Origin of the sequence: Qipengyuania sphaerica (assembly GCF_019711595.1) — a bacterium.
Classification (GTDB): Bacteria; Pseudomonadota; Alphaproteobacteria; order Sphingomonadales; family Sphingomonadaceae; genus Qipengyuania; species Qipengyuania sphaerica.
This window is the reverse complement of sequence record NZ_JAIGNR010000001.1, coordinates 907,833-934,763: the sequence shown is the minus strand read 5'-3', so window position 1 is coordinate 934,763 and position 26,931 is coordinate 907,833. Positions and strand designations below refer to the sequence as shown.

Here is a 26,931-nt window from a genome sequence, read left to right as displayed (position 1 = left end):
CTCTCGAAACCCGCGGAAAGCCGGCATTTTTCGCGAGCGGTATTTTGGTCTGGAATCCTCTCTCCCCGACCATTTTGCCCTTAAATCCTCAGCTTTCCTGTTGTGCCGCGATCCAGCGGTCCACCTGCTTTTCGAGCACGTCCATCGGCACTGCGCCGTTGAGCAGCACCGCATCGTGGAACTGGCGCAGGTCGAAATTCGGACCCAGCGCCTCTTCCGCGCGGGTACGCAGGCGGCGGATCGTCAGCTCGCCGATCTTGTAGGCCAGCGCCTGTCCCGGATTGGTGATGTAGCGATTGACTTCGGCATCGACATTGCCCGGCGTGAGCGCAGTGTTGTCGAGCATGTAGTCGACCGCCTGTTGCTTGCTCCAACCCTTCGAGTGAAGCCCGGTATCGACCACAAGCCGGGTCGCGCGCCACATCTCGTAGCTCAACCGGCCCATTTCTTTGGCGGGCGTGTCGTAGAGACCCATCTCGATCCCGAGCCGCTCCGAGTAGAGGCCCCAACCTTCGACGAAAGCCGTGAAGAAGGTGCCGTTCGAGCGCAGCGGATGCATGTCGAGCTCTTGCTGAAGGGCGATCTGGTGATGATGGCCGGGCACCGCCTCGTGCACGCCCAAAGCGGGCAATTCCCACAAGGGGCGCTGGTCGAGTTCGGTAGTATTGATGCGGTAGATGCCGGGCTGTCCGGTCGCCAGCGAGCCGCGCTCGTAATAGGCGGTGGTATTGCCGGGCGCCTGTGCGGCGGGAATGGGCGAAACCGTATAGGGCTGGCGTGGCAAAGTGCCGAATAGCTTGGGCATCCAGCCATCGATTTCCTTGGCAAGAGCCTGCACGTAACGGACGTATTCATCCGCATCGGTCATGTAATATTGCGGGTCGGTGCGCAGGTGTTCGATAAAGGCCTCGCGCGTGTCGAAACCTGCATCAGCGGCGACGGCTTCCATCTCGGCGCGAATACGCGCCACTTCGGATAGGCCGAGGGCATGGACCTCGTTTGCCGTCATGTTCGTAGTAGTGAAGCTGCGCACCAGGTGGTTGTAGAACGCAGCCCCTCCCGGAGTATCTCCGATCCCGGGAGCGCCATCACGGCATTCGGGCATGTATTCGTCGGCAAAGAAGGTGCGGAAGTCGGAAAGTGCAGGTGCGACACTTTCTTCAAGCGCAGTGCGCGCCCGCGCCTTCAATCCTGCCCATTCTTCATCGGAGATTGTCGCAGGCTGCTCGGCAAAGGGTTGCCAATACGGCGTTGCCGTCGGGTCATCGAAAATCAGGCGATCGATTTGCTGCCCGAGACCTTCCATCGGTTCGCACGCCTGGGTCAATCCGCGCGCGACCGCTTCACGGCTGCGGATAAGACCTTGCTCGTTCATCGCGGCAAAACCTTCGAGCCTCGAGATATAGCTCTCGTAATCCGCCACGGTGAAGAATGGCGAGCGGGTCGCGTAATAGGTCGGCATCATGAACCAGCCGAAACGGTTGGAGAACAGCACGTAGCGCGAATGGTCGAAGGCGGCTCCGGCAAGTCCGTCGTCGAAACTGCTCTTCATGACTGCGTAATCGACCTGCAGGCCTTCGGGAAGCTGTGCGGGATCAATGGCCTCGAGCCGCGCAAGGAATGCGCGCGACTGGGCTATCTGCCGATCGTATTCGGTCAGCGAGAGGTCGCCCAGCTTGCCGTCACCGCGCCGGTCGCCGATGCTTGTCGCAAGGTATGGCGTGCTGTCCAGTGTTGCCTGCCACACCTCCTCGCGCAGTTCGGTAAAATCTTCGGTCGGCCCCGCGGTAGCCGAAGTGGCGATGGCCGATACGGACAGCGCAAGCGCGGCAAACATGGATCGCATGAATTTGTCTCCCTCTGAGCCGCTTCCTATTGCGCCGCCGCGCGCCGGTCCATAGGCATGTCGCCATGAGCCAGGCCAAAGTCCTCTTCGTATGTCTCGGCAATATCTGCCGTTCTCCGCTGGCCGAGGCAGCCTTTCGCCGCGCGGCGCAGGAAGCGGGCCTTGATGTCGAGGTCGATAGCGCGGGCACCGCCAATTACCACGTCGGCGAGCCGCCCGATCCGCGCAGCATCGACGAAGCGCGCAGGCAGGGAATAGACATCACCGGCTATCGCGGGCGGCAGTTGGGCGCGGAAGATTTTCACGAGTTCGACTACATCCTCGGCATGGACCGCTCGAACATGGCGAATATCGCGCGCGTCGATCCGGGCGACGGCAAGGCGAAAGTCACCATGCTGCTCGACATCGTACCCGGGCAGGAAGGGCGGGAGGTCGGCGATCCTTATTACGGCGGTGCCGAAGGCTTTTCGATCACCTGGGCCGAGGTAGATGCCGGGGCGAAGGCGCTGACCGCAATCCTCATCGATGAGCATTCCTGAAAATGTGATCGAGCGGCTGGCGGGCGCGCCGGTCACAAAGCAGCGGCGACTCCCGGGAGGCGACATTTCGGGTGCAAGCGAAGTGGCGCTCGGCGATGGGCGCGTTGTGATTGCGAAGCATGGCCCAGTGGTCGATGTCGAGGCGCGCATGCTCGGGGCGATGGCGAACAGCGCAGCGCCAATTCCGCAGGTGATTGGCTATAGCGATGATGTCTTGCTGATCGAGCGATTACCGACGGACGGCGCGTTGTCGGGTGCGGCATGGGTGTCTCTGGCGGAAGTGCTAAATGCTCTCCATGCGATCGAAGGCGACAGTTATGGCTGGAGCGAAGATTACGCGCTGCGCCATGTGACCGTCGAGAATGGCGCGCTAAGCAGCTGGCCCCGGTTCTGGGCCGAGCGCCGCTTGCTGTGCCACCTGCCGCATCTAACTGCCAGCCTTGCAGGGCGAATCGAACGCTTGGCTGCAAAGCTTGCCGACCTGCTGCCTGCCACGCCCAAAGCATCTCTCGTCCACGGCGATCTGTGGGGCGGCAATGTGCTGGTGACCGGCGACACTGTGAGCGGGCTGATCGATCCTTGCGCCTATTACGGTGACCGCGAGGTGGACGCGGCCAGCCTCACCGTGTTCGATACCCCACCTCCGCAATTTTTCGAGGCGATCACACTCGCCGATGGATGGCGCGAACGTCAACCGGTCTATCGCCTCTGGATGTGGCTGGTGCACGTCCGCCTGTTCGGCGGCAGCTATGTCGGCGCGGTCGAGAGGGAACTGGATACTCTCGGTTTCTAGCCGCCGCGCAGGGTCTTCACGCCGAAATCACGTTCGAACAGGTAAAGGAGGATGCGCGCCGCCTCCCCGCGCTTGCCTTCGAGGCCGCCGTCGCGCTCGATCAGTAGGCGCGCGTCGTCATGCGCCTTGGGGAGCAGCTCGGTGATCTGCTCGAAGCTGGCGACGCTGAAGGGCGTGTCGCCCGACTGGCGCGTGCCGAGGAGCTCTCCGCCGCCGCGCAGTTTCAGATCTTCCTCGGCCAGTAGGAAGCCGTCCTGGCTCTCTCGCATCAGGCCGAGGCGTTTCTGCGCGGTTTCGGATAGCTGCTCGCCGTGGAGAAGGACGCAGAAGCTCTTTTCGCTCCCCCGCCCCACGCGCCCGCGCAGCTGGTGGAGCTGGGCGAGGCCAAAGCGTTCGGCCTGTTCGATGACCATCAGCGTCGCATTGGGGACGTCCACTCCGACCTCGATCACCGTCGTTGCCACCAGCAGCCGCGCATCGCCGCGCGCAAAGCGCTCCATCGCGGCATCTTTCTGCTCCGGAGCAAGCTGTCCGTGCACGAGGACGACCTCGTCGCCGAACCGCTCTTTGAGCGAAGCGTAGCGCGCTTCTGCAGCCGCGATTTCATCCGGTCCGTCCATTTCGCGGACCATGGGACAGACCCAGAAGGCCTGCCTGCCCTGCTCGAACTGCGCGGCGAGGCGCTCTACCAGCGTGGGGATCCTGTCCTGACCCATCACCACCGTGTCGATCGATTGCCTACCGGGCGGAAGCTCGTCGAGCTTGCTCACATCGAGCTCGCCATATTGCGCCAGTGTCAGCGTGCGCGGGATCGGCGTGGCGGTCATGGCGAGGACATGCGGCGCGCGCCTGCCCTTGCTTGCCAGCATCAGCCGCTGGCCGACACCGAAGCGGTGCTGCTCGTCGATCACCACCATGGCGAGGTTTTTGTAAGCGACCTTGTCCTGGAAGATCGCATGCGTGCCGACAACGATGTCGATGCTGCCGTCGAGCAGGCCCATCAGCAGCCCCTCGCGCGCCTTGCCCTTGTCGCGCCCCGTCAACAGCGCGACCTCAACCCCGGTCGGCTCGGCCATGCGGCGCAGGCTCTCGTAGTGCTGGCGGGCAAGGATTTCGGTCGGCGCGAGGAGAGCAGCCTGCGCGCCTGCCTCGACCGCGATCAGCATGGCTTCGAGCGCCACCACCGTCTTGCCCGCGCCGACGTCGCCCTGGAGCAGCCGCAGCATCGGCGCTTCCTGCGCCATGTCGCCTTCGATCTCGGCAATCGAACGCTTCTGCGCGCCGGTGAGCGGGAACGGCAGGGCGAGCTTGCCGCGATAGCTGCCATCGCCCCTGAGCGGCTGGCCCTTGCGCTTGCGGTTGTCCGCCCGCACCAGCATCAGGGCAAGGCTGTTGGCGAGCAATTCGTCATAAGCCAGCCGGTCGCGCGCAGCTTTGTGCTCGCCCTTGTGCGCGAGGTGCAGCGCATCGCGCCATTCGGGCCACCCGGTTGTTTCGAACTGGGTGGGTTCAATCCATTCGGGCAGTTCGGGAGCCTTCGCCAGAGCCTGCTCGACCAGTCCCGCCACTCGCGGCTGGGTCAGCCCTTCTGACAGGCGATAGACCGGCTCGCACAGCCGCTGGAGCGTATCGCCGCCCTCTTCCACCACATGGTCGGGATGGACGATCTGCAGCATGTCGCCATAGCGTTCGAGCTTGCCTGCCACCCAGCGCGTCGCCCCCACCGGCAACTGCTTTTTCGCCGTATAGAACGCGCGCCCGAAGTAGGTCAGCGCGATGATATTGCCCACGCTGTCCTGAGCCAGCACGCGGTAGGGTGCGCGCGCGGTGCGGCCACCGCGGTGTTCGGTCACGGTGAGCTTGAGGACGATATTCTCGCCTTCGCCTGCCTCGTCGACGTTCTCCACCCCGCGGCGCGTCACGAAGCGTTCGGGCAGGTGGTAGAGCAGGTCGCGCAGGCGCGTCAGTCCCAGCTTGTCGAGCGGCTTCTTCAGTTTCGGGCCGACACCCTCGAGGGTCTCGGTCTCGGCAAACAGGGGATTGAGGATGTCAGGCCGCATGCTGCCCTGCTCCTAACCCGAAGCGCGCCCAATGCGAAGCGCAGTAACCGCTTGCCATCCACGGAAAACACGCGTTTAACTCGCGCCAAGGCGGGGTCTCACGCAAGAGGGGACGATACAGCCAGTATCTTCGGGGCGTTCCGGGTCGTGTACCTGAACCTTAGGGGGATACTTTCATGTTCAAGAAAATCGCAATCGCCTGTGCCGCAGCATCGATGGCCATTACTGCTGCACCTATTATTGCGCAGGACGCCGAAGAGGCGCGCACGACCTATCGGCTCGAATACATCAACTTCGCCCCCGGCGGCGCGGAGAAATGGAACGAGGCGATGACGACCTATGTCAATCCCGCCCGCGCGGAACTGGGCATGCCTGCACAGGAAGTCCACTGGCTGATGGCGGGCGACTGGGAAATCCTTATCGTCACCGAAATGCCCAGGGGCATGGCGATGCTCGACCGTCACCAGGCGGGGCAGTTCGCCAATCTGGAGAAAAACATCGTCGGACGGATCGGATCGGAAGAAAAGGCCAAGGCGATGCGCGAGGAAATCGACGGCATGATCACAAGCCGGATGGTTACCTACAGCCACACGCACCCCTAAGGGGCGCTCTCTGGCCTTGATTGCAGGGGCGTAGAAGGACTAGGGGGCGCCTTCCCATTGATGCGAGAAGGCGCCCTTTTCCTTGCCCGAAATGCTAACCACCGAAGGCCGTTTCGCCCGCGCCAGGTTCCGCAGCTGGCACCGCGGCACGCGCGAGGCCGACTACATGATCGGCGGCTTTTTCGACCGCTACCATGAAGAATGGGGGGAAGAGGAGCTCGCCTGGTTCGAGGCGCTGCTCGAAGAAGACGATGTCGATATCATGGCCTGGGCGTTGAAGACCCAGCCGACGCCGCCCCGCTTCCAGGGCGAACTGATCGAGAAGATGCAGGAACTCGATTACGTCGACATTCCGCGTTGACGGGAACGTATTGACGGGAACAGGGCGGGCGCTACGGCGCTGAACCCGTAATGCCCGATCTATCCCGTATCCTGAAAGCCGAGCGCCCGCTTACACTGGCACAGGTCGCCCGCGGCGCGCAGCCGCTGGTGATGGCCGACCTTGCGCGCGCAGGCACCGGCCGTGCGGTCTTCATCGCGCCCGACGATGCTGCGATGCGCGGCGTGGCGGACGCGGCACAATTCTTCGCGCCCGAACTGGAAGTGATCGAGTTTCCCGCCTGGGATTCGCTGCCCTACGACCGGGCCAGCCCGGCACTCACGGTCAGCGCCAAGCGGCTCGCCGCGCTGTTCCGGCTCCAGACGGGCAAGGCGAAGGCGCAGCTGATCGTCACCACCGCCAATGCGGTGCTCCAGCGCGTGCTCACCCCATTCCGCATCCGCGAGAGCGTGCGCGAATTTAAACCCGGCACCGAAATCGGGCGCGAAAGCCTTTCGCTGCTGCTGCAGAAGCAGGGCTACAGCCGCACCGACACGGTGATCGACAAGGGCGAATACGCGATCCGCGGCTCGATCGTAGACGTGTTCCCCTCGGGGCTGGACGAAGCGCTGCGGCTCGATTTCTTCGGCGACGAACTGGAGAGCCTGCGCACCTTCGATCCCAATACGCAGATGAGCACCGGGCGGCTCGACAGCCACCTCCTGCTCCCGGCGAGCGAGGCGCTGCTCGACGAGGACAGCATCAAGCGCTTCCGTAGCCGGTATCGCGAGATGTTCGGCGCGAATGCCACGCAGGACCCGCTCTACGAAGCCGTGAGCGAAGGCCGCCGCCTTGCGGGCATGGAGCACTGGCTGCCGCTGTTCGAAGAGCGGCTGGTCACGCTGTTCGACCATCTCGACGAAAAGGACACGGTGGTCATCGACAACGCCAGCCTTGCCGCGGCGGACGAGCGGATAAAGGACGTTACCGACTACTTCGACCAGCGCAAGGCGGCGAGCGGTCAGGCCAAGGGCAGCTATCGGCCACTCGCGCCAGATGCGCTCTATCTCACCGCCGACGAATTCAAATCGGCCCTGGACCAAGCCCCCGCCCACCGCGCCACCACATTCGACGAGCCCGAAAGCGATAGCGTCATCGATTTCGGCTTCCGTTCGGGCCGCGACTTCGCGCCGGAGCGCGCGCGGGGCGACAATGTCTATCCGGTCCTCTCCGATCACCTGAAAGCGTTGGGCAAAGCGGGGAAGCGCCCGCTTCTGGCAGCCTATTCGACGGGCAGCCGCGCACGCATCGCGTCGATACTGACCGAAGCGGGAGCGCCGGTCCAGCTTGCCGACAGCTGGCAGGAAGCCCTCGGCCTTTCCGCCAGAGGCAAGCCGGCCGCGATGGTGCTGCCGCTCGAAGCCAGCTTCGCCAATGACGAGATGGAACTGCTCACCGAGCAGGATATTCTCGGCGACCGCCTCGTACGTCGCAAGAAGAAGCGCAAGGACGCCGATGCCTTCCTCGCCGAATTGCAGGCGCTCAGCGTGGGCGACCTCATCGTCCATACCGAGCACGGCATCGGCAAATACCTTGGCCTCGAACCGGTCGCAGTGGGTAAGTCGAAGCACGATTGCGTGCAGCTCGAATACAAGGGCGGCGACAAGCTCTTCATCCCGGTCGAGAATATCGACGTGCTCAGCCGATACGGCTCCTCCGAGGAAGCAGTCATGCTCGATCGGCTGGGCGGGGAGGCCTGGCAGAAACGCCGTGCGCGCCTCAAGGAGCGCATCCGCGAGATCGCAGGCGAGCTCATGAAGGTCGCTGCGCAGCGCGCCCTGAAGAAGGCGCCTGTACTCGAAGTGGACGAGCCGACCTATCACCAGTTCCTCGACCGCTTCCAATATGAGGAAACCGACGATCAGGAACGCGCCATCGCCGATGTCCTGCGCGATCTTGAAAGCGGAAAGCCGATGGACCGGCTCGTTTGCGGCGACGTCGGTTTCGGCAAGACCGAGGTCGCGCTCCGGGCCGCATTCGTGGCCGCGATGAATGGCGAGCAGGTGGCGGTGGTCGCGCCCACCACCCTCCTCGCCCGCCAGCATTTCGAGAACTTCCGCCAGCGCTTCAACGGCTTTCCGCTCAAGGTCGGTCGACTTTCGCGCCTCGTTCCTGCGAAGGAGATGAAAGAGACACGCGAAGGTCTGGAGAAGGGCGACATCGACATTGTCGTCGGCACCCACGCGATCCTGTCGAAGCAGACAAAGTTCAAGAACCTCGGCCTCGTCATCGTCGATGAGGAGCAGCGCTTTGGCGTGACGCACAAGGAGAAGCTCAAGCAGCTACGCGCCGACGTGCATATGCTCACGCTCACCGCCACGCCGATCCCGCGCACCTTGCAGATGGCAATGACGGGATTGCGCGAGCTTTCCACCATCCAGACCCCGCCGGTCGACCGCCTCGCGGTGCGTACCTATGTGATGGAATGGGATGACATGGTGATGCGCGAGGCGCTGCTGCGCGAACACCATCGCGGCGGGCAGAGCTTCATTGTCGTGCCGCGCATCTCCGACATGGAAGGCATCGCCGACTGGCTCCACGAGAATGTGCCGGAGGTGAAATTCGTCCAGGCACACGGCCAGATGAGCGCCGGCGAAATCGAAGAGCGAATGAGCGCCTTCTACGAGGGCAAATACGAAGTGCTCCTCGCCACCACCATCGTGGAAAGCGGGCTCGACCTGCCGAGCGCCAACACGATCATCATCCACCGCGCCGACATTTTCGGCCTTGCCCAGCTCTACCAGCTGCGCGGGCGCGTGGGGCGCGCCAAGCTGCGCGCCTATGCCTATCTCACCTACGAGAAGGACACCCAGCTTTCCGAAGTGGCGGAGAAACGGCTCAAGGTGCTCGGCGATCTCGACAGCCTTGGTGCAGGCTTCCAGCTGGCCAGCCACGACCTCGACATTCGCGGTGCGGGCAATTTGCTGGGCGACGAACAGTCGGGCCACATTCGCGAGGTCGGTTTCGAACTCTACCAGTCGATGCTCGAAGACGCGATCCTTGCGGCCAAGGCGGGCGAACTCGGCCTCGAGGCCAAGCGCGAGACCGTCAGCCCGCAGATCACCGTCGATGCGCCGATCATGATCCCGGAAGATTACGTGCCCGACCTCGCCGTGCGAATGGCGCTCTATCGCCGCCTCAACGATGCGGAAAACATGGGCGAGATCGAGGCACTGGCAGCCGAGATGATCGATCGCTTCGGCCCGCTCCCCTCAGCCACCGAAAATCTCGTCCGCCTGATCCAGATCAAGCTGCAGGCAATGGAAGCGAATATCGCCAAGATCGACGTCGGCGCGGCGGGCACGCTGGTGACCTTCCACAAGGACGATTTCCCCGACGGACCGGGTCTTGTCGCCTATGTCGACCGGCTGCAGGGCACCGCCAAGCTGCGCCCCGATATGAAGCTGGTCATCAGTCGCGTCTGGAATTCGCCCGAAAGCCGCCTCAACGGGTTGTTCCAGTTGACCAAGGGCCTGTCGGGGATCGTCAGGAAAGCGAAAAAGCGCGACAAGGTCGCCGCTTAACGCATCGCCAGATTGAGCATCTGGTGCGCCGGCATTGGCTGGGCGCGCAGGAAGCCCTGATAATATTCGCAGTCTTCGGCAGCCACGAAGTTGCGCTGCTTTTCGGTCTCGATTCCTTCGACCAGCACGCGCAGGTCGAGCGCCTTGGCCATGCCCATGATCGCGCGGAAAACCGCGCGGTCCCGCTCGTCGTCAAGGACGCCCTCGACCATCGAACGGTCGAGCTTGATGCAGTCTATTGGCAGCACCTTGAGGTAGCGAAAGTTGCAGAACCCCGCGCCGAAATCGTCGAGCGCAATGCGGACATCAAGGACCTTGAGCTGTTGCAGCACACGGCTGACCCGGTCGAGATCGGCCAGCAGGACCTGCTCGATGATCTCCAGGGTGACGCGCGACAGAGGAAACCCGACCCGTTCTGCCAGCCGGGCGAAATCGATCGCGAAATTGTCGACTGCAAGGTCCGCCGGCGTGATGTTGATCGACAGCCTCAAGTGCTCGGGCCATTCGATCGCTGCCTCCAAAGCACGCTTGGCAATGTGCCTTGAAAGATGGGCGACGTGATCTGCCCGCTCGGCGATCTGGAACAAGGAGCCGGCCCCGATTCGCCCGACGATGGGATGATGCCAGCGTGCCAGTGCCTCGGCCCCGATGATCCGGTCATCGACCAGCGAATATTGCGGCTGGAACAGGATCTCGATCTCGTCACGGTCGATCGCCGCAAGCAGATCGGCCTCGAGCTGGATATTCGAACGGGCAGCGCTGGCCACGATGCCGCTCGACCACTCGATCCGGCGGCCGTGCGATAGCCGCATGCGCGCAGTGACTTCGGAAAGCCGGTCCAGCATCGAGTCGACATCGTCGTTCTCGCCGGTCCGCATCAACGCGATGCGCGGCCACAGGCGCAGCGATCCGCCGTTTTCAGGATGGGCAATGGGCGCAGCAAGCGCGTCCGCAAGCGCCTCGGCCAACCATTGCCAGCGTTCCCGACTGCAATCTGCCCGCGTCGCCAGAAGAAAATTGCCGCCGGAAATGCGCACTGCCATCCAGGCGTCACTTTCCAGCTCGTCGGCGGCGAAGTGGCGGATTCTCTGGGCAATTTCGACCAGCGCGCCATCGACAACCGTTTCACCGAATGCAACGTTTACGGTGTCGATCCGGCCAAGTGAAATGAGCATTGCATGGATGGGGCACGGACCCGAGGAGTCCGGCCATTCCGCGCACCATGCACCGACGGTACGGCGTAGCTGGGAGAGGTCCCCCAGGCCGGTCAGTGCATCCTGCGACTCGTGCTTCAGTTCTTCGGGCATGGTTGCCATTCATGCACCCTAACATTGCTTTACGATTTATTAATCATAAAATCGACATTGTTGCCAAATGGGACTCTCGTCCATAGGGATGCGGTGAAAGCCGCCTAACCGGCGACGGGCAGACACGGGACAGGCAATGCCGGAATATCAAAAGCTTGCGCTGCTGGTCTCGGACTCCGACCGGGCACAGGAAGCTGCCGAAAATATCTTCCGCCCCCTAACGGACTGGGTGTCAACCGACGAGGCCGATGCCGTCGTCGTGATCGGCGGCGACGGATTTATGCTCCAGAGCCTGCATGCCATGCTCGATGCGGGAAAAATCCTCCCGGCATATGGCGTAAACCTCGGCACTGTCGGTTTCCTGATGAACAAGAACCGCCAGCCGGACAAGCTGCTGGGCCGCATTACACGTGCCAAGCCGCATACGATCCTGCCACTGGCGATGGAGGCGGACACGCGGGACGGCCAGACGCACCGTTTCTGCGCAATCAACGAAGTCTCGCTGCTGCGTGAAACGCGCCAGACCGCGAAGATCGAGGTCTCGGTGGATGACAAGGTGCGGATCAAGGAACTGGTTTGCGACGGCGTATTGCTGTCCACCCCAGCCGGTTCGACAGCCTACAATCTGTCTGCCGACGGACCGATCCTTCCGCTCGATTCGCAGCTTCTCGCCCTCACCCCCATCTCCGCTTTCAGGCCGCGCCGGTGGAAGGGTGCAATACTGCCCGATCGCAGCCGGGTGACCTTCCGCGTGATGGAAGAGGACAAGCGCCCGGTCTCTGCCGTCGCCGACCAGCGGGAAATCCGCAATGTCGCGGAAGTCCGCCTCGAAATCGCGCGCGAGAGCGAGCTGACGCTGCTGTTCGACCCCGGCCATGCCCTCGACGAACGCATTGTTTCGGAGCAGTTCGTGTTCTGATTTGGGCTGTGTTGCAGATGCAGCGCAAAAATCTGCAAAAGCCGGGTTGCAAAACCCATATCACGTCCATATACGCGCGGCCTGCCTTCGGGTTGCTCCCCGATAGCTCAGCGGTAGAGTAGGTGACTGTTAATCACTTGGTCGTTGGTTCGAATCCAACTCGGGGAGCCATTTACTTCTCAGAAGTAACGCAAATCAGCCATCTCCAGCGTTCTCGATGTCTAACTCTTTTCAAGAGGCTAAACCCCCCGTATTCGCCCCAAATCCGCGAACGAGCGGAAACAATAGTCAGGCCCTTCACCAACCAATGTTGGTAGAGGCGCCAATTTCTAGGGCGCGTTTGTCAATCTTTCGAGATCTCGAGCCGTATCGACATCTGCCAGCTCTCGCCAGTCTGGTGGAGAGACGAGTTCGGCCTCACCAAACTCGAGACTGCGGGCACCTTGCTCGCCTGTCAGACCTTCCAGCTGTTCAAAAGCCGATCTCGGGAAAATTGCCGGACACCCTGCCGTGCCATCAGGGTATCGAGTGAAACCCACGCCTTGAGTTGTGACAAGCTGGGCCAGATGCGTGTGCGAAACGAGCGGCATGTCGGCGAGCATGACGATCGCGCGATTGCAATCGGTCAGGGCGCGCACTCCCACAGCGATCGAGGTGCCCATGCCCTGCTGTGCTTCAGGGTTTTCGACCACCCTCCATCCCGTCCGACCCTTGATCGGGCTATTTGGGCCAACCACGAGAAGGCGCTCGTTTGGATCGATACGCTCTGCAGTTTCCGCGGCCCATTCCCACAGGGCGCGTCCGCGAAATTGTGCCTTGAGCTTACTGCCGCCAAACCGTGTCCCTTGCCCAGCGGCAAGAAGTACCACGCCGGTCTTCAGTTCAGGTGACGGCACGCATCTGCTCGTAGCGACCGACGATTTCGGACAGCGCCGACAGCGCAAGGGTTCGCGGCGACTTGCAGGCCGGCATCAGCCCGATCGGGCTTGTCAGGCGCGCGATCTGCTCCTCAGGAACGCCGCGCGCGGCAAGCGCCAGTGTCCGATCGCTCCGCGCCCTTTCTCCGCCTTGCGCTCCTACGTAAAACGCCTCGCTCGCCAGCGCCTGTTCGAGCAGGGCCAATTCCCACTCGTGGTCATGGAACAGCAAGAGGCAGGCGGTCCAGGGATCGAAACGTACGTTTGGCGCCGCTTGGCCGAGAGCGAGGTCATCTCTCGAATAAACTTCCACATCGATCCTCATGGCCGAGCAGAGGGAAGCCACGGTCTCGAGTTCCGGCCCCTCCCCCAGGACGACGAGTTTCAACGAAGGCAGATAGCTACGGTTCAGCAGAGGGCCTTCGCTTTCGATTGCAAGCCGGGCCGGGCGACGCAACTGCAGCGCTTCAAGGGCGGATCGACAGGCCGCGCGATCCGGTTTCGGATCGAGCAGGATATCAAGCCCGCCTCCGCACGGCAGGCGAAAATCGATCCGGGAGGATCCCCGTCCATAGCGCGCAACGCGCCGTTCTGCGCATTGCGTTATGTCCTTTGCCAACTGGCTTTCCAGACAGCCATCGGCGAGATCGCCAACGGTTGTGCCATCCGGCAGGACCGCCAGCTGCGCTCCGAGGCGCCTCGAAAAGCTGCCCTCGATCCCAACGATGGTACAAAGCCCGACGCCCGGCTGGCACGCTGCGGCCAGCGCGAGGTGGTCCTCGTCGCGCACGATTTCACTCGAATAATCAGCCAGCATCATTCTGGCATGGCTTCGAGAACGCGATCAGGCGTCATCGGATAATCGTATATCCGAGCCCCGCAGGCGTTGTAGATCGCGTTGGCAATAGCTGCCGCGCCTCCGCACATGCCAAGTTCACCGATGCCCTTCGCTTGGATCGGGCTGGCCGCGCCATCGCGTTCTTCCACCAGCACGACTTCAAGGTCGGGAACGTCGCGATGAACGGGAACGTGGTATTCGGCGAGATCGCAATTGACGAGGTGTCCGTCGCGTGGATCGAATTCCAGCGCCTCGGTCAATGCTACACCAATGCTCCAGGTAATGCCGCCGATGCATTGCGAGCGAGCGGTCTTGGCGTTGAGGACGCGCCCAAAGCCGAATGCGCCGAGCATCCGATCGACGCGGGTTTCGCCGGTGTAGTGATTGACGCGCACCTCTGCGAAGAAGGCGCCGAAACCTGAGGCTGTGTAATCGTCTTCGATATCGCCCGGCTCGTAATGCCCTTCGCGGGCGAGGTCCTCGCCCTCGAGAAGGTCGGTCAAAGCCTCCCCGGTACCTGCCTCGCCTTCTCGCAACTCGAGTTCTTCCTCGCTCGTGCCGGTTTTCGCGGCCAGTTCCTCGCGGATCGCCTTGCACGCGACATAGACCGCCGAACCGATAGAGGCTGCGCCCCAACTGCCGCCCGAGCCGGGCCCGCGCGGGTGGCGGGTATCGCCCAGTTCGACCAGAACCCGTTCGGGATCGAGCCCCAGCATCTCCCCGACAATCTGCGCAAGGATGGTGTAAGTCCCGGTGCCGATGTCGGTCATGTCGGTTTCGACCAGCGCCGTGCCGTCGGCCTTCAGCGTGACCCGGGCCTTGGCCTCGGCAATATTGTGCACCCTTGCGGCGCTGGCCATGCCAGTGCCTATCCACCACTCGCCCTCACGCCGCTGGCGCGGTTTGCGGGGGCCCTTGTCCCAACCGAAAGCCTCCGCACCCTGCTTCAGGCATTCGGCGAGCTTGTGAGAAGAGAACGGCAGGTCTTCTTCGGGATCCTTCTCGGGTATATTGCGCAGGCGGAGCTCGACCGGATCGAGACCGGCCTTTTCCGCCAGCACATCCATCGCGCCTTCGAGTGCCGGCATACCCACCGCTTCGCCCGGAGCGCGCACCGATCCGGCCGTCATGCGGTGGATGCGGGCAACCTTGAGCATAAGTTCGCGGTTTTCGCCGTCGTAAAGGAAGTGCGAGGATTGCAGAACGGGCTCGGCAAAATCCTCGCCGGGAAGGTTGGAGACCAGCGCTTCGTGGCCGAAGCCAGTGAGCTTCCCGTTTTCGTCAGCCGCCAGGCGCAAGCGCTGGGTGGTTTCGCTGCGGCGCATGACGGTCTGGAAAACCTGCTGCCGCGACTGCACGACCCGGACGGGCCGCCCAATCTGTTTCGCTGCCAGCGCGGCTGCGACCACCTCTTCGCTGATACCCAGCTTGGAACCGAATCCGCCCCCGACGAAGCGCGATATGAGGCGGATGTTCTCCTCCTCCATATCGAGCGCATCGGCGAGCTCCGTGATATTGTAATTGAGCATCTGGAGCGCGGCGTAGACGGTCAGCTTGTCGCCGTCCCACTGGGCGATTGCGGCATGCGGCTCCATGGCAGCGGACGCATGCCCCCTGGTGGTGTAGGTTACATCGACGCTGTGCGCCGCGTCGGCCATGGCATGCGCCAAGTCGCCTTGGTGGACTGTCTCATCTTCCTGCTCTTCCGGCTCGACCGCACCCGGATCGATGGGCGCGCCCTCCTCCTCGCGATAGTCGACTTTCAGATGCTTCGCCGCGTCGCGCGCCTGTTCGAAGGTTTCAGCAACCACGAGAGCGATCGGTTGGCCCCAGTAGCAGACCTGTTTCGGCCCCTGCATGGGCGCTTCGTTGGCCGTGCCCTGCGCCGCGCGGGTGCAGAGCTTCTCGTTGTCCACCACCGCTATGACGCCGGGCATGGTCAGCACGCTTTCGTGATCGATGGAGGTAACCTCGCCGCGCGTGATCGTCGCTGTGACCAGCACACCCTCTGTGCAATTCTCGATGGGATATTCGGCGGCATAGGGCGCGGTCCCGGTTACCTTGGCCAGTCCCTCGATGCGCGGCAGCGGCTTGCCCAGCACACCCTGCTTCATGCGATCGAGCCGGTTGGAATTGTCGGGTTCGTCCTGCTTGAAGTGAACCGTCATGCTGCATCCCCCGTCACTTGCGCCAGGACGGCGTGGAGCGTGCGCCGCGTCAGCGGTATCTTGAAATCGTTCTCGCCGTAACCTCGCGCATCTTCGAGCAGGATATCGGCTGCTTTTTCGAACAGTGCGGCTGAAGGAGGCTGGCCTAACAGGCATTCTCCAATACGCGGATCAAACCACGGCTTATGCGCCAGACCGCCGAAGGCGAGGTCTGCGCGGGAAAATTTCCCATCGGCCAGTTCGATGATGGCGGCGACGGAAACCAGCGCGAAGGCATAGGACGAACGCTCGCGCACCTTCCGATAGATTTGCGTGCCCCCCACTGGTGCCGGAAGAACGATGCCGGTGATGATCTCGCCCGCTTCGAGCACATTCTCGATCCACGGCGTATCGCCCGGGAGCAAGTGGAAATCGCGCACTGGGACGCTGCGCTCACCCTTTTCGCCGGAAATCTCCACTGCCGCGCCAAGCGCGCTTAGTGCCACGGCCATGTCGCCCGGATAGGTCGCAATGCACTGGTTGCTCGTGCCAAGGATAGCGTGGAGTTTCGCGATGCCGTCGATTGCCCCGCAGCCGCTGCCCGGTTCGCGCTTGTTGCAAGGCTGGTCGATATTCGTGAAGTAAAAGCATCGCGTGCGCTGGCACAGATTGCCGCCATTGGTGGCCTTGTTGCGCAGTTGCTGCGTCGCTCCGGCCAGGATCGCTCGCGACAGGACCGGATAGTCGGAGCGCACGCGCGGATGGACAGCGGTGTCGGTATTTGTGGCAAGCGCGCCAAGACGCAGGCCGCCGTCGTCCGTGGCCTCGATGTCCGCAAAGCCAAGCCGGTTGATGTCGGCCAGCTGACCGGGCGTTTCCACCTGCAGCTTCATGAGGTCGAGCAGGTTGGTTCCACCGGCAATGGCAAGCGCATCCTCGCCTGCGGTCAGGTTCGACGCTTCGGTCAGCGAAGGCGCGCGAGTGTATTGGAACGGCCTCATGAGCGTCCTCCTGCCGCGACTTCCTCGATCGCAGCGACGATATTCGCGTAAGCGCCGCAGCGGCACAGATTGCCGCTCATGCGCTCGCGAATTTCCTCACCGGAAATCGCGATACGGCCTTCGAGACTTTCGCTGGCGTCGCTCGGCCAGTCGGCGGCAAGCTCCTCCAGCATTGCGGTGGCCGAGCAAATCTGGCCCGGAGTGCAATAGCCGCACTGGAAACCATCGTGCTCGAGAAAAGCGCGCTGGAGGGCCGAGGGGTCGTCGGGCGTGCCGATACCTTCGATGGTGGTCACGCTATCGCCATCGTGCATTGCCGCGAGGGTCAAGCAACTGTTGATGCGGATACCGTTCACGATAACCGTACAGGCACCGCACTGGCCATGGTCGCAGCCCTTCTTCGTGCCGGTCAGGCCGATGTGGTGCCGCAGGAAATCGAGAAGACTGACCCGCGGGTCTTCCGGCACGGGGTGAGCGGTTCCGTTTACGGTAATTGTGTCGGCCAAGCGCGCCTCCTTTCCCCTTAGAACCGTCAAACGACCAAAGGTGTCCGAGGATGAACTTTTAGAAGTCCGGAAGGTGCTGGTCCGCAAAGCCCCAGCCATGGAGCGCTTTCGACGTAGCACGCCGCAAGAGCGTATCTGCTTGATCGATGGAAAAAGGCTTTGCGCTATCCATCTCTTTGAGTTCGTTCCATGTGACAGGAACGGCAACTGGCGCTCCGGACCGAGCGCGTGCTGAATAAGGCAGCACTGCCGTCGCGCCTCGCTGGTTCCGCAGCCAATCAATGAAAATGCGCCCCTTGCGCTTGGCTTTGCTCATACTCGCGGTGAAACGCTCCGGTTCGGCAAGGCTCAGCGCTTCAGAAAATCTGCGGGCAAAATCCTTGTGCTGATCCCAGTCGTGGCCCGGCGTCAGTGGCACCACGACATGGACACCCTTGCCGCCTGAAAGCATGGCGAAACTGGTTAGGCCGAGATCGGCGAGTTGGTCGTGAATATCGCGCGCAGCCTTCTTCACTCCGCTAAAATCCAGCCCCTCGTCGGGATCGAGATCGAAGATCATACGATCGGGTTTCTCGACATCATCCGACCGTGCCGACCAGCCGTGAAACTCGATCGTTCCCATCTGGACGCATTGCAGAAGCCCGCGCAGGTCTTCGACATAGAGGTAATCCTCGTGCCCGCCGTCCCTTTCCCGGATCGGCACGTGATGGACGGCATCGCCGAAAGCGCCGCTGTCATGCTTTTGGAAAAAGCACTTCTTAGCCCTCCCCTGCGGACATCGGACCAAGCTGACGGGACGACGCGCAGCGAAGGGCAGCATGACCGGTGCGATTGCCGCATAATAATCGGCGAGTTCCCCCTTAGTCTGACCACTGTCGGGAAAGATCACCCGGTCGCGGCTCGAGATAGCGACGTCATCTTTCTTACGCGCGCGAGTGGGTGTTTCGGGCACGACCTTTTCCGCAGCCTTGTCTCCGCGCAGTCCTAGGAAGCTACCGTGACGCACGTTCCCGTCTGCGGTGAATTCGGAGAACGCGATCTCCGCAACCAGCTTCGGTGTCACCCATGTCACCTTGCCAGCGCATGCCTCGTCGACTTCGGCAGGCGAAGTCTTGCGCTCAAGACGTTTCATTTTGCCAGCAAGGTCGTCCAGATCGTCGGCAGAAAAGCCAGTGCCTACATTGCCCTTGTAGACCAGTTCGCCGCCCTCGTGCTGGGCAAGCAGGAGCGACGCGAAAGGACGACCCTTGGCGCTCGACGCCTTCCAGCCAATGATGACGAATTCTTGCCGGCGCGTGCATTTAACCTTCACCCAAGCTGTGGACCTTCGCCCCGAATATTTGCCGTCAACGGTCTTGGAGATGATACCTTCCTGCCCCGCTTCGCACATCGCCCGGTACAGCTTTTCGCCCGCCCCCAAGACGTGGTCGGCGACATGGATTGGCGGCTGTGCAGTTGCAAGCAGGGCCTCGAGCCGTTCCTTGCGCTCGATATTCGAAAGGGCGGTCAGGTCCTCACCCTCCAGTTCCAGAAGGTCGAATGTATGCAGGGCCAACTTGTCGGACGATTGCTGTGACCCTGTCCCTCTTTTCAAAACCTTTTGCAGTGTGGAGAAATCAGGATTGCCCTTGGCGTCATGCGCCACGATCTCCCCGTCGATCAACGCCGACGGCAAGTCGAGCGCAGCGATGGCATCGACCAGCGGGCCAAACTTGTCCGTCCAGTCCTTCCCGTTCCGCGTGTAGATACGCACGTCCTTGCCCTGCACCGCGATCAGCGCGCGGTAGCCATCGAATTTGATCTCGTGCATCCAGCGATTGCCCGCCGGCACCTCGTCTACCAGAGTGGCAAGCTGGGGCTTTCGGTACTTGGGCAACGGCGCAGCTTTTCTGGCGCGGGGTTTCGTCGCACCTGATCTGGGGCGCCGAGCGTCCTTGCCGGCCGCAATTTCCGCCATGGAACGACCGGTCGCCACGCTGGTCAGTTCGCGCTGCACCAAAGCGTCGCCCGCTTCGGCGTGGTCATCCTGCAGCTTGCGCAAAAGCCAGTTCTCGCGCTTCTCGCCCGGTTTCTTTTTTAGGCGGATCAGCAGCCATTCGCCGCGCATCCGTTCGCCTTGAAGCGTGAAGTGGAGGTGGCCCCTGTCGAGATCTCTTGCGCTCTTGCCTTCGATGGGCGCCCAGTTTCCGCGATCCCACAGCATGACGGTTCCGCCGCCATACTCCCCCTTGGGAATAACGCCTTCGAACTCTGCATAGGACAGGGGGTGGTCCTCGGTTCGCACCGCCAGGCGTTTGGTGTCCGGATCCGAAGAGGGGCCCTTGGTCACCGCCCAGCTCTTCAACACGCCGTCCAACTCCAGCCGCAAATCCCAATGCAGCCGGGTTGCGTCGTGCTTCTGGACGATGAAGAGGTCGCCCGACTTGCTGCCCTGTCGCTTTCCCGCAGGCTCGGGCGTTTGCTTGAAGTCCCGCTTGGCGTTGTACTCGGCCAGGAGGTCCTTGCGCGCTGCCATGGGTCAGGCAGATTTCCGACGCTTGGACGGTTTTTTCGCCTTGTCGCTTTCGACCGACTTTTTGAGCGCAGCCATCAGGTCGATGACATTGGAACCAGAAGAGACATCCGGATCGTCAACGTCCTCGATGACAGCCTTCTTGCTCCTCGATTTGGCTTTCTTGTCGATCAGCTTCTTCAGCGCCTCAGCGTAACGGTCATTGAACTCGCTCGCGTCGAAAGGCGCGCTCTTCTGTTCTATCAGCGTGTTGGCAAGGTCGAGCAGTTCCTTCTTGGGCTTGGCCTCATCGATATCGTCGAAGAAGCTTTGGCCAGCGCGCACCTCGTCGGCATAGCGGAGGGTTTCGAGGAGCAGTCCCTTTCCACATGGCTTGATCGCGACCAGCTTTTCCCGCCCCCGGACCGAAAGCTGGCCCAAAGCTACCTTTTTCGCTTTGCGCAGCGCCTCGCGCAGCACGATGAACGCCTCTTCGGCGAGCTCGTCCTGCGGTGCTACGTAATAGGGCTTCTCAAAATAGAGCGGGTCGATCTCGCAGGCATCCACGAACTGCACCAGTTCCAGTGTGCGTTTGCTCTCGATTTTTACTGCTTCGATCTCCTCGTCTTCCAGGAGAACGTAACTGCCCTTCGAAATCTCGTAGCCGCGAATGATCTCGTCGCGGTCTACCGGACCTATACCCGGCACGACCTTTTCGTAGGAAATACGCTTTCCGCTAGGCTCGTGGATCTGGTTGAAGCTGATCCTCGAACCGGATTTGGTTGCCGAGTAAATTTCCACCGGTATCGAAACCAGCGCCAGCCTTATCTGTCCCTGCCAATACGCACGAGCCGCCATAAATTTCTCCGTTCGGATGTGAACGTGCGAGGTAGGCGGAATGTTTCGGCCAGGGCTGCCCTTTAAGGATGGGACAGCACCAGGCACGCAAGGGTTCATGGCGAGAAGCACCGAATTCACAGCCGGGGATCCAGGATCAATCACGGCACAAAAAAAGGGAGGGACCATGGCAAGGGCCGCGAAATTGCCTAATCCGCGCTTAATACCCTGTTTCTACTATTTTTTATCCGCCCCCGACGTAAATCCTGATCGCAGGATTCTGCCATTGTAGTAGCCCACCCCGGAGAACTATTTCCCGACATCGTATAAGAGTGCAGGATCATCCTAGGACCTAATCCGGGCGGTTGGCGTCAATCGCGCAAGAGCCAAGGCGGCGGGTGATCTACCGCTTCCCTCTCGCAAGTGCCCTCGAAACGTCTTGCGAATATTGGCTTGGCGCCGCGATCTTTCTTGAAGGCATCATACCGGCCGCTGAATTGCAGGTCGGCGCCTATTTGCGTCGTCCGACGCCAAGACCCGCCATCGAACAGCGGGCCTGAACCCTCTTGGAATTCGTAACTATCGACAATCGTAATCTCACCGCTTCTCCGTTCGAACTTGCAAGTGGAGCACCAGGCCCAGCGCTCCTTCCAGACCGTCATGTAGAGCTCCTCACCACTGGCCGGGAAACCATAGCTGACCTCGTAAACACCAATCTTCTTGCCTTCGAGCTCGCCGCCAACGCCGATTTCCCAGCCGGAACAGCGAAGGACGAATGGCTCTGGCTCAGCAGCCTCGCACGCGGTCGCAGTTGCGATCGGGATCAAGGCGATGATCCGATGATGAATCTTGGTCATACCACCCCCTTCGGACCACAACCTATTGAAAATCTGTTGGAAGGCAAATGGGTCGTTTGCCAGCGTTATAGCAATAGTCTCAGTCCCACCCAGCCAGTAAGGATGCCCGTTCCAACCATTATCCAGCGTTGTGGCAGGAACTTCAGCGCCAGCAGGCTGCCGATCTGGCCGCCGACTGCGACTGCGAGGATCAAGGGCAGGCCAAAGTCCACGGCGGCCAGGAAACGTCCCTCGCCGCCCTTTAGGAGCTGGCCTGCAAGACCGAAAAGAGAATTGACGAGGATGAAGAGGCTCGCGGTCGCTGCAATGGCGCGCGCCTCGTTCCAACGCGACAGGTGCAGCAGCGGGGCGAGGAAAATGCCTCCGCCGATTCCGACGAGACCTGCCAGATAGCCAAGCGGCGCGGCCGCAAGGACAATCATGCGTGACGAGCCAGCTGGACCGCCATCATCCTTTGCCACGGGAAGAAACATGGTGATAGCCGTGAGGACGAGGCTCGCACCAAGGATCGTCAGGAAGGCGCCTTCTCCGATGGGTGTGAGGCCGCCAACGAATGCCGCGGGAGCAGCTATGGCTGTCAGCGAGAAGGCTGCGCGCCACGGCGTCACGCCCGCGCGGGCAAAACGGATCGTGCTGCCCGCGACAACCACGATGTTGCAGCTGAGCGCGATGAGCGGGAGGACCCGGTAATCCACTCCGGCAAGCGCCAGCAGCGCATTGTAGGTAGAGCCGCCACCGAAGCCGACGCTCGCATAGAGCAGCGCGGTCACGAAAAAGGCGGCGATGAGCCAGAGCATCATCGCCGCCTCTTATTTTCAGCGGTTGCCGTCAAGCATCTCGCTATGCCCGGGCGCCGATAGCCCCGTGGCAATGCTTGTACTTGTTGCCCGAGCCACAGGGGCACGGTTCGTTGCGGCTGATATTCTTGTCGGCATACGGATTTTCCCGTGCCGAGCCGCCCGGTCCCGCAGCAGCGCGAGCACTTCCAGCCAGCGCACCGAATAGCGCGGCGCGGTTTTCCGAACCGTCACCATCGTCCGAATTGTCGAGCCCGGTGAGCGGGTCGATATGTCCGGTCAGGAAATCGGGCAGGTCCGGCAGGTTCACCGGCGGCAGCGGAGCAGGTTCGGCCAGCTGGATGGTGAGCAGCTTGGACGACACGTCCTCGCGCAGTTTGTCGAGCATGCTTTCGAACAGGGCGAAGGCTTCCTGCTTGTATTCGTTCAGGGGCTGCTTTTGCGCATGCGCTCGAAGGCCCACGACCTGGCGGAGTGAATCGAGAGTGGAAAGGTGTTCCTTCCACTGGTGGTCGAGTTCCTGCAGCAGCAGGCTCTTCTCGATCCGGCGCCATACGCCCGGGTCGGCCTGCGCCACCTTTTCCTCCATCCGGCGGTCAGCCTCTTCGCGGATGCGCTCTTCGATGAGTTCCGGCTCGATCTGGTCTTCTTCGAGCCACTCCTCCATCGGGAAGGACATGCCGAAGACTTCCTCGACCTTGGTTTTCAGACCATCGATATCCCACTGTTCCGGGTAGGAACCCGGAGGCGCGTGCTCGGCAACCATGGCGTTGATCGCATCGTGGCGCATGTCGACAACGACATCATCCACCGCTTCGCTGTCCATGATTTCCGCACGCTGCTCGTAGATGACCTTGCGCTGGTCGTTCATGACGTCGTCGTACTGAACTACCTGCTTGCGGATTTCGTAGTTGCGCGCCTCGACCTTCTTCTGCGCGGTCTCGATGGCCTTGGAGAGCCATTTTGAGCCGATCGCCTCGCCGTCTTCGAGGTTCGAGTTCATCATGCGTGCGAACAGCGTGTCCGGTCCGAAGATGCGCAGCAGGTCGTCTTCCAGGCAAAGATAGAAACGCGACAGTCCCGGGTCGCCCTGACGGCCCGAACGTCCGCGCAGCTGGTTGTCGATGCGGCGGCTCTCGTGACGTTCGGTGGCGAGCACGAACAGGCCACCGGCTTCGAGTACCTTCTGCTTTTCAGCGGCGACTTCGGCCTTGATCCGGTCGATCTCAAGCTGGCGCTTGGGATCGTCCTCGGCAAGCTCGGACAGCTCGTCCTCGATCCGGAATTCGACGTTGCCGCCGAGCTGGATGTCGGTGCCGCGGCCGGCCATGTTGGTCGCGATGGTGACCGCGCCCAGACGGCCCGCCTGAGCCACGATATGGGCTTCGCGTTCGTGCTGGCGGGCGTTGAGGACCTCGTGCTCGACACCTTCCTTTTCGAGGAAGCTCGAAAGCAGCTCGCTCTTTTCGATCGAGACCGTACCGACGAGGACCGGCTGGCCCTTCTCGTGGTGCTCCTTGATCGACTTGGCAATCGCCTGGAACTTGTCGGCCGTGTTCTTGTAGAACACGTCTTCCTCGTCGACGCGCTGGACGGGGACATTGGTCGGGATCTCGACCACGTTCATCTTGTAGATGTCCCAGAATTCCGCGGCTTCGGTGGCCGCGGTGCCGGTCATGCCCGCCAGCTTGGGATACATGCGGAAGTAGTTCTGGAACGTGATCGAGGCGAGCGTCTGGTTCTCAGGCTCGATTTTCACGCCTTCCTTGGCCTCGACCGCCTGGTGCAGGCCGTTCGACCAGCGACGACCGTCCATCATGCGGCCGGTGAACTCGTCGATGATGACGACCTTGCCCACTTCGGCCATCTCGCCATCGGGCTGCACCTTCTTTTCGTATTTCACGATGTAGTCGATGTCGCGCTTGAACATGATGTTCGCCTTGAGCGCCTGGTCGAGGTGATGGACCACCTGCGTATTCTCGACATCGTAGAGGTTGTCGGTCTCGAGGAGGCCTGCTTCCTTGAGCATCTCCTCGATGCCGTCGTTGCCTTCCTCGGTCCAGGTGATGTTCTTGGTCTTCTCGTCGGCCTCGTACCATTCGGGATCGACCTTCTTCACGATCTCGTCGATCGCGATGTAGAGATCCTGCTTGTCTTCGGTCGGGCCGGAAATGATCAGCGGGGTACGGGCCTCGTCGATCAGGATCGAGTCCACCTCGTCGACGATGGCGAAGTTGAAGGGACGATGCACCATTTGGCTGCGCTCGTGCTTCATGTTGTCGCGCAGGTAATCGAAGCCGAATTCGTTATTCGTGCCGTAGGTGATGTCGCTGCCATAGGCGTCACGGCGCTGCTGTTCGGAAAGGTTCGGAACGATGACGCCCACGGTCAGGCCGAGGAAGTTGTAGAGCTGCCCCATCCATTCCGCGTCGCGGCTGGCGAGATAATCGTTCACCGTAACGACATGGACGCCCTTCCCTTCGATGGCGTTGAGATAGGTGGCGAGCGTCGCCATCAGCGTCTTGCCCTCGCCCGTGCGCATTTCGGCGATCTCGCCGCGATGGAGCACGATACCGCCGATCATCTGCACATCGAAATGGCGCATGCCGAACACGCGAACGGAGGCCTCGCGAACAGTGGCGAAAGCTTCGGGGAGGATTTCGTCGAGGGTCTTGCCGTCGGCAAGCTGCTGGCGGAACTTGTCCGTCTGCGCGCGAAGTTCCTCGTCGGAAAACTGCTGGATCTGGGGTTCGAGCGCGTTGATCTGATCAACGACCTTGCGGACGGAATTGACGTAACGGTCGTTGGACGAACCGAACATGGCTTTGCCGATTGCTTTGAACATGATGGGGGCGAATGCCTCGAATTTACGGGTGAATTATACGGGTAATGCCCGCGCACAATGTTCGTGCCGGGCATGCGGGAACTGGCGGTAGCGTTAAGCTATTCGATAGCGCGGTCGGCGCCGAACATTACCGAAGGAATAAAGATGGTAACGGGTTCCGGCGCCTTGCAGGGCGTGACCTTTTCGCCTCGCGCCTTCTGCTTGCGCTGCTTTTCGGCGCAGGGACATTGGCTGGCGCGCTGGTCCGCATCCCGGCTGTCCGCTCGTTCGACGGCCGCGCTCACCGCGCCATTCACAGCCGCCTGGACAGGCGCGCTCATTGCGGCAAGGCCGGTGAGCAAGGCAAGAAGGGCGAGTAACTGGCGAACCATAGTCGAATAGTGAGATAGCGGAGATTTCTTGCTGATTAAAGGCAAGAGACTGAATTTTTCGGTAACGGGCTCTTCTTGCGGATAGATGCTTGTCGATATAGCGCGCCAGGAATGGATCTAGAGCGCTCCCCCCTCGCCCGCCCGTTTCCCGATTTGCAAGGAATTGACGGCGTAACGCTGCGCGTGGCGCGGGCACGCTACAAGAATTGGGACCGGGCGGACCTGACTTTTGCCGAGCTTGCGCCCGGTACCAGCGTGGGAGGTGTCTTCACCAAATCGGCCTGCGCCTCGAGCGAAGTCGAATTGGGCCGCGAGCAGGCGAGGCTCGGCAAGGGACGCGCCCTGATCGTCAATGCCGGCAATTCAAACGCCTTTACCGGCTTCCGCGGCCGCGAGGCGGTCGAACAGATCATGGCGCAGGTCGCCGAGGCGCTCGGCTGCGAGCCGAGCGAGGTTTTCGTATCCTCCACCGGCGTGATCGGCGTGCCGCTGCCCAAGGACAAGGCGCGTGAGGGCGTGGCAGCCGTGCTCGAAGCCGAACCCTGCGGCTGGGAAGAGGCGGCGAGCGCCATCGGAACGACCGACACCTTCACCAAGGGCGCAGGTGCTTCGGCCATGCTGGGTGAAAACCGCGTCGCACTGGCCGGGATCATCAAGGGCAGCGGTATGATCGCGCCCGATATGGCCACCATGCTCGGCTACGTTTTTACCGACGCGGCAGTCGAGGCCGCCTTCCTGCAGGAAATGCTCTCTAAGGCGAATGCGGCGACTTTCTCCTGCATCACGGTGGACGGCGACACCTCGACCAGCGACACGGTGCTGGCCTTCGCCACCGGCAGGGCGGGCAATGCGCCGCTCACATCCTGGGACGACACGGGTGCGGATGCTTTCTACGCAGCACTTTTGCAGGTCTGCCGGGACCTGGCGCATCTGGTGGTGCGCGATGGAGAAGGCGCGCAGAAATTCATCGAGATTACCGTAACCGGTGCCGAGAGCGACGAGAGCGCGCGCCGCGTCGGCCTCGCCATCGCCAATTCGCCGCTGGTTAAGACCGCGATCGCAGGGGGCGATGCCAACTGGGGCCGAGTCGTAATGGCGGTGGGCAAGTCCGGCGAACCTGCAGACCGCGACAGGCTATCGATCGGCTTCGGCGGGACCTGGGCGGCAAAGGACGGGCAGCCGCTGGCCGACTACGACGAAGCGCCCGTGGCGAAACATCTCGAAGGACAGGATATCCGCATGGATGTCGACCTTGGCATCGGGGATGGGCGTGCGACCGTGTGGACGTGTGACCTGACCCACGGGTACATCTCGATCAACGCGGACTATCGCTCTTGAATTCGCTCGACAGCGAG

At 61.9% G+C, this 26,931-nt stretch carries 21 protein-coding genes and 1 tRNA gene; 8 read left to right on the top strand and 14 right to left on the bottom strand.

The window, feature by feature from the left end; genetic code table 11:
- Positions 1–88: 88 nt before the first annotated feature.
- Positions 89–1,846 carry a DUF885 domain-containing protein gene (locus K3178_RS04680; RefSeq protein ID WP_221570198.1) on the bottom strand — a complete coding sequence of 586 codons (1,758 nt, stop codon included), beginning with the start codon at positions 1,844–1,846 and terminating at the stop codon, positions 89–91.
- A gap of 65 nt (positions 1,847–1,911) precedes the next feature.
- Here K3178_RS04680 and K3178_RS04675 point away from each other — a divergent pair, with 65 nt between their 5' ends.
- Positions 1,912–2,385, top strand: a complete 474-nt coding sequence (locus K3178_RS04675; protein WP_221570197.1) for a low molecular weight protein-tyrosine-phosphatase — start codon at positions 1,912–1,914, stop codon at positions 2,383–2,385.
- Complete coding sequence (locus K3178_RS04670; protein ID WP_221570196.1) at positions 2,372–3,178, top strand: fructosamine kinase family protein; 807 nt, start codon at positions 2,372–2,374, stop codon at positions 3,176–3,178. Before K3178_RS04675 ends, K3178_RS04670 begins: the two co-directional genes overlap by 14 nt.
- Here the strand turns inward: K3178_RS04670 and recG are convergent.
- The gene (gene recG, locus K3178_RS04665) at positions 3,175–5,238 is read right to left on the bottom strand and encodes an ATP-dependent DNA helicase RecG (RefSeq protein ID WP_221570195.1); all 2,064 of its coding nucleotides are present in this window, start codon (positions 5,236–5,238) and stop codon (positions 3,175–3,177) included. The two genes, K3178_RS04670 and recG, sit on opposite strands and share 4 nt — an antisense overlap.
- Before the next feature lie 176 nt (positions 5,239–5,414).
- Here recG and K3178_RS04660 point away from each other — a divergent pair, with 176 nt between their 5' ends.
- The 3 genes from K3178_RS04660 to mfd all read left to right on the top strand — a co-directional run bounded on the left by K3178_RS04660 (position 5,415) and on the right by mfd (position 9,743).
- Positions 5,415–5,840: a hypothetical protein gene (locus tag K3178_RS04660; protein WP_221570194.1), complete on the top strand. Its 426-nt coding sequence runs from the start codon at positions 5,415–5,417 to the stop codon at positions 5,838–5,840.
- Positions 5,841–5,931: 91 nt separating this feature from the next.
- Entirely contained in the window at positions 5,932–6,201 is a 270-nt protein-coding gene (locus tag K3178_RS04655; RefSeq protein ID WP_221570787.1) for an FAD assembly factor SdhE, read from the top strand.
- A gap of 50 nt (positions 6,202–6,251) precedes the next feature.
- Positions 6,252–9,743, top strand: coding sequence for a transcription-repair coupling factor (gene mfd, locus K3178_RS04650; protein WP_221570193.1), 3,492 nt, complete (start codon positions 6,252–6,254; stop codon positions 9,741–9,743).
- Here mfd and K3178_RS04645 read toward each other — a convergent pair.
- Positions 9,740–11,059: an EAL domain-containing protein gene (locus tag K3178_RS04645; protein ID WP_221570192.1), complete on the bottom strand. Its 1,320-nt coding sequence runs from the start codon at positions 11,057–11,059 to the stop codon at positions 9,740–9,742. The two genes, mfd and K3178_RS04645, sit on opposite strands and share 4 nt — an antisense overlap.
- 127 nt (positions 11,060–11,186) lie before the next feature.
- Between K3178_RS04645 and K3178_RS04640 the strand changes: the two genes are divergently transcribed.
- Both K3178_RS04640 and K3178_RS04635 read left to right on the top strand, forming a co-directional pair.
- The gene (locus tag K3178_RS04640) at positions 11,187–11,969 is read left to right on the top strand and encodes an NAD kinase (protein WP_221570191.1); all 783 of its coding nucleotides are present in this window, start codon (positions 11,187–11,189) and stop codon (positions 11,967–11,969) included.
- A gap of 96 nt (positions 11,970–12,065) precedes the next feature.
- Positions 12,066–12,140, top strand: a tRNA-Asn gene (locus tag K3178_RS04635).
- Between the two features lie 158 nt (positions 12,141–12,298).
- Here the strand turns inward: K3178_RS04635 and K3178_RS04630 are convergent.
- The 11 genes from K3178_RS04630 to K3178_RS04580 form a co-directional block, all read right to left on the bottom strand.
- Positions 12,299–12,865 carry a nucleotidyltransferase family protein gene (locus K3178_RS04630; RefSeq protein ID WP_221570190.1) on the bottom strand — a complete coding sequence of 189 codons (567 nt, stop codon included), beginning with the start codon at positions 12,863–12,865 and terminating at the stop codon, positions 12,299–12,301.
- Complete coding sequence (locus K3178_RS04625) at positions 12,852–13,706, bottom strand: XdhC family protein (protein ID WP_221570189.1); 855 nt, start codon at positions 13,704–13,706, stop codon at positions 12,852–12,854. The genes K3178_RS04630 and K3178_RS04625 overlap by 14 nt, the downstream gene beginning before the upstream one ends.
- Positions 13,703–15,892 carry a xanthine dehydrogenase family protein molybdopterin-binding subunit gene (locus K3178_RS04620; protein WP_221570188.1) on the bottom strand — a complete coding sequence of 730 codons (2,190 nt, stop codon included), beginning with the start codon at positions 15,890–15,892 and terminating at the stop codon, positions 13,703–13,705. Before K3178_RS04620 ends, K3178_RS04625 begins: the two co-directional genes overlap by 4 nt.
- Positions 15,889–16,872 (bottom strand): FAD binding domain-containing protein, encoded by a 984-nt coding sequence (locus K3178_RS04615; RefSeq protein WP_221570187.1) that lies wholly within the window; start codon positions 16,870–16,872, stop codon positions 15,889–15,891. Before K3178_RS04615 ends, K3178_RS04620 begins: the two co-directional genes overlap by 4 nt.
- Complete coding sequence (locus K3178_RS04610) at positions 16,869–17,378, bottom strand: 2Fe-2S iron-sulfur cluster-binding protein (protein WP_247713508.1); 510 nt, start codon at positions 17,376–17,378, stop codon at positions 16,869–16,871. Before K3178_RS04610 ends, K3178_RS04615 begins: the two co-directional genes overlap by 4 nt.
- A 58-nt stretch (positions 17,379–17,436) precedes the next feature.
- On the bottom strand, positions 17,437–19,893 hold the full coding sequence (ligD, locus tag K3178_RS04605; RefSeq protein ID WP_221570185.1) for a DNA ligase D: 2,457 nt from the start codon (positions 19,891–19,893) through the stop codon (positions 17,437–17,439).
- A 3-nt stretch (positions 19,894–19,896) separates the two neighbouring features.
- Positions 19,897–20,727: a non-homologous end joining protein Ku gene (gene ku, locus K3178_RS04600; RefSeq protein ID WP_221570184.1), complete on the bottom strand. Its 831-nt coding sequence runs from the start codon at positions 20,725–20,727 to the stop codon at positions 19,897–19,899.
- 350 nt (positions 20,728–21,077) lie between these two features.
- Entirely contained in the window at positions 21,078–21,563 is a 486-nt protein-coding gene (locus K3178_RS04595) for a hypothetical protein (RefSeq protein ID WP_221570183.1), read from the bottom strand.
- A 65-nt stretch (positions 21,564–21,628) separates the two neighbouring features.
- Positions 21,629–22,360, bottom strand: a complete 732-nt coding sequence (locus tag K3178_RS04590) for a sulfite exporter TauE/SafE family protein (protein WP_221570786.1) — start codon at positions 22,358–22,360, stop codon at positions 21,629–21,631.
- Between the two features lie 43 nt (positions 22,361–22,403).
- Positions 22,404–25,205: a preprotein translocase subunit SecA gene (gene secA, locus K3178_RS04585; RefSeq protein ID WP_221570182.1), complete on the bottom strand. Its 2,802-nt coding sequence runs from the start codon at positions 25,203–25,205 to the stop codon at positions 22,404–22,406.
- Positions 25,206–25,303: 98 nt separating this feature from the next.
- Entirely contained in the window at positions 25,304–25,576 is a 273-nt protein-coding gene (locus tag K3178_RS04580) for a hypothetical protein (RefSeq protein WP_221570181.1), read from the bottom strand.
- 111 nt (positions 25,577–25,687) lie between these two features.
- On the opposite strand from K3178_RS04580, the gene argJ reads away from it, so the two are divergent.
- A complete protein-coding gene (gene argJ / locus K3178_RS04575) occupies positions 25,688–26,914 on the top strand; it encodes a bifunctional glutamate N-acetyltransferase/amino-acid acetyltransferase ArgJ (RefSeq protein ID WP_221570180.1) in 1,227 nt (408 codons plus the stop codon).
- The last annotated feature ends 17 nt before the right edge of the window (positions 26,915–26,931 follow it).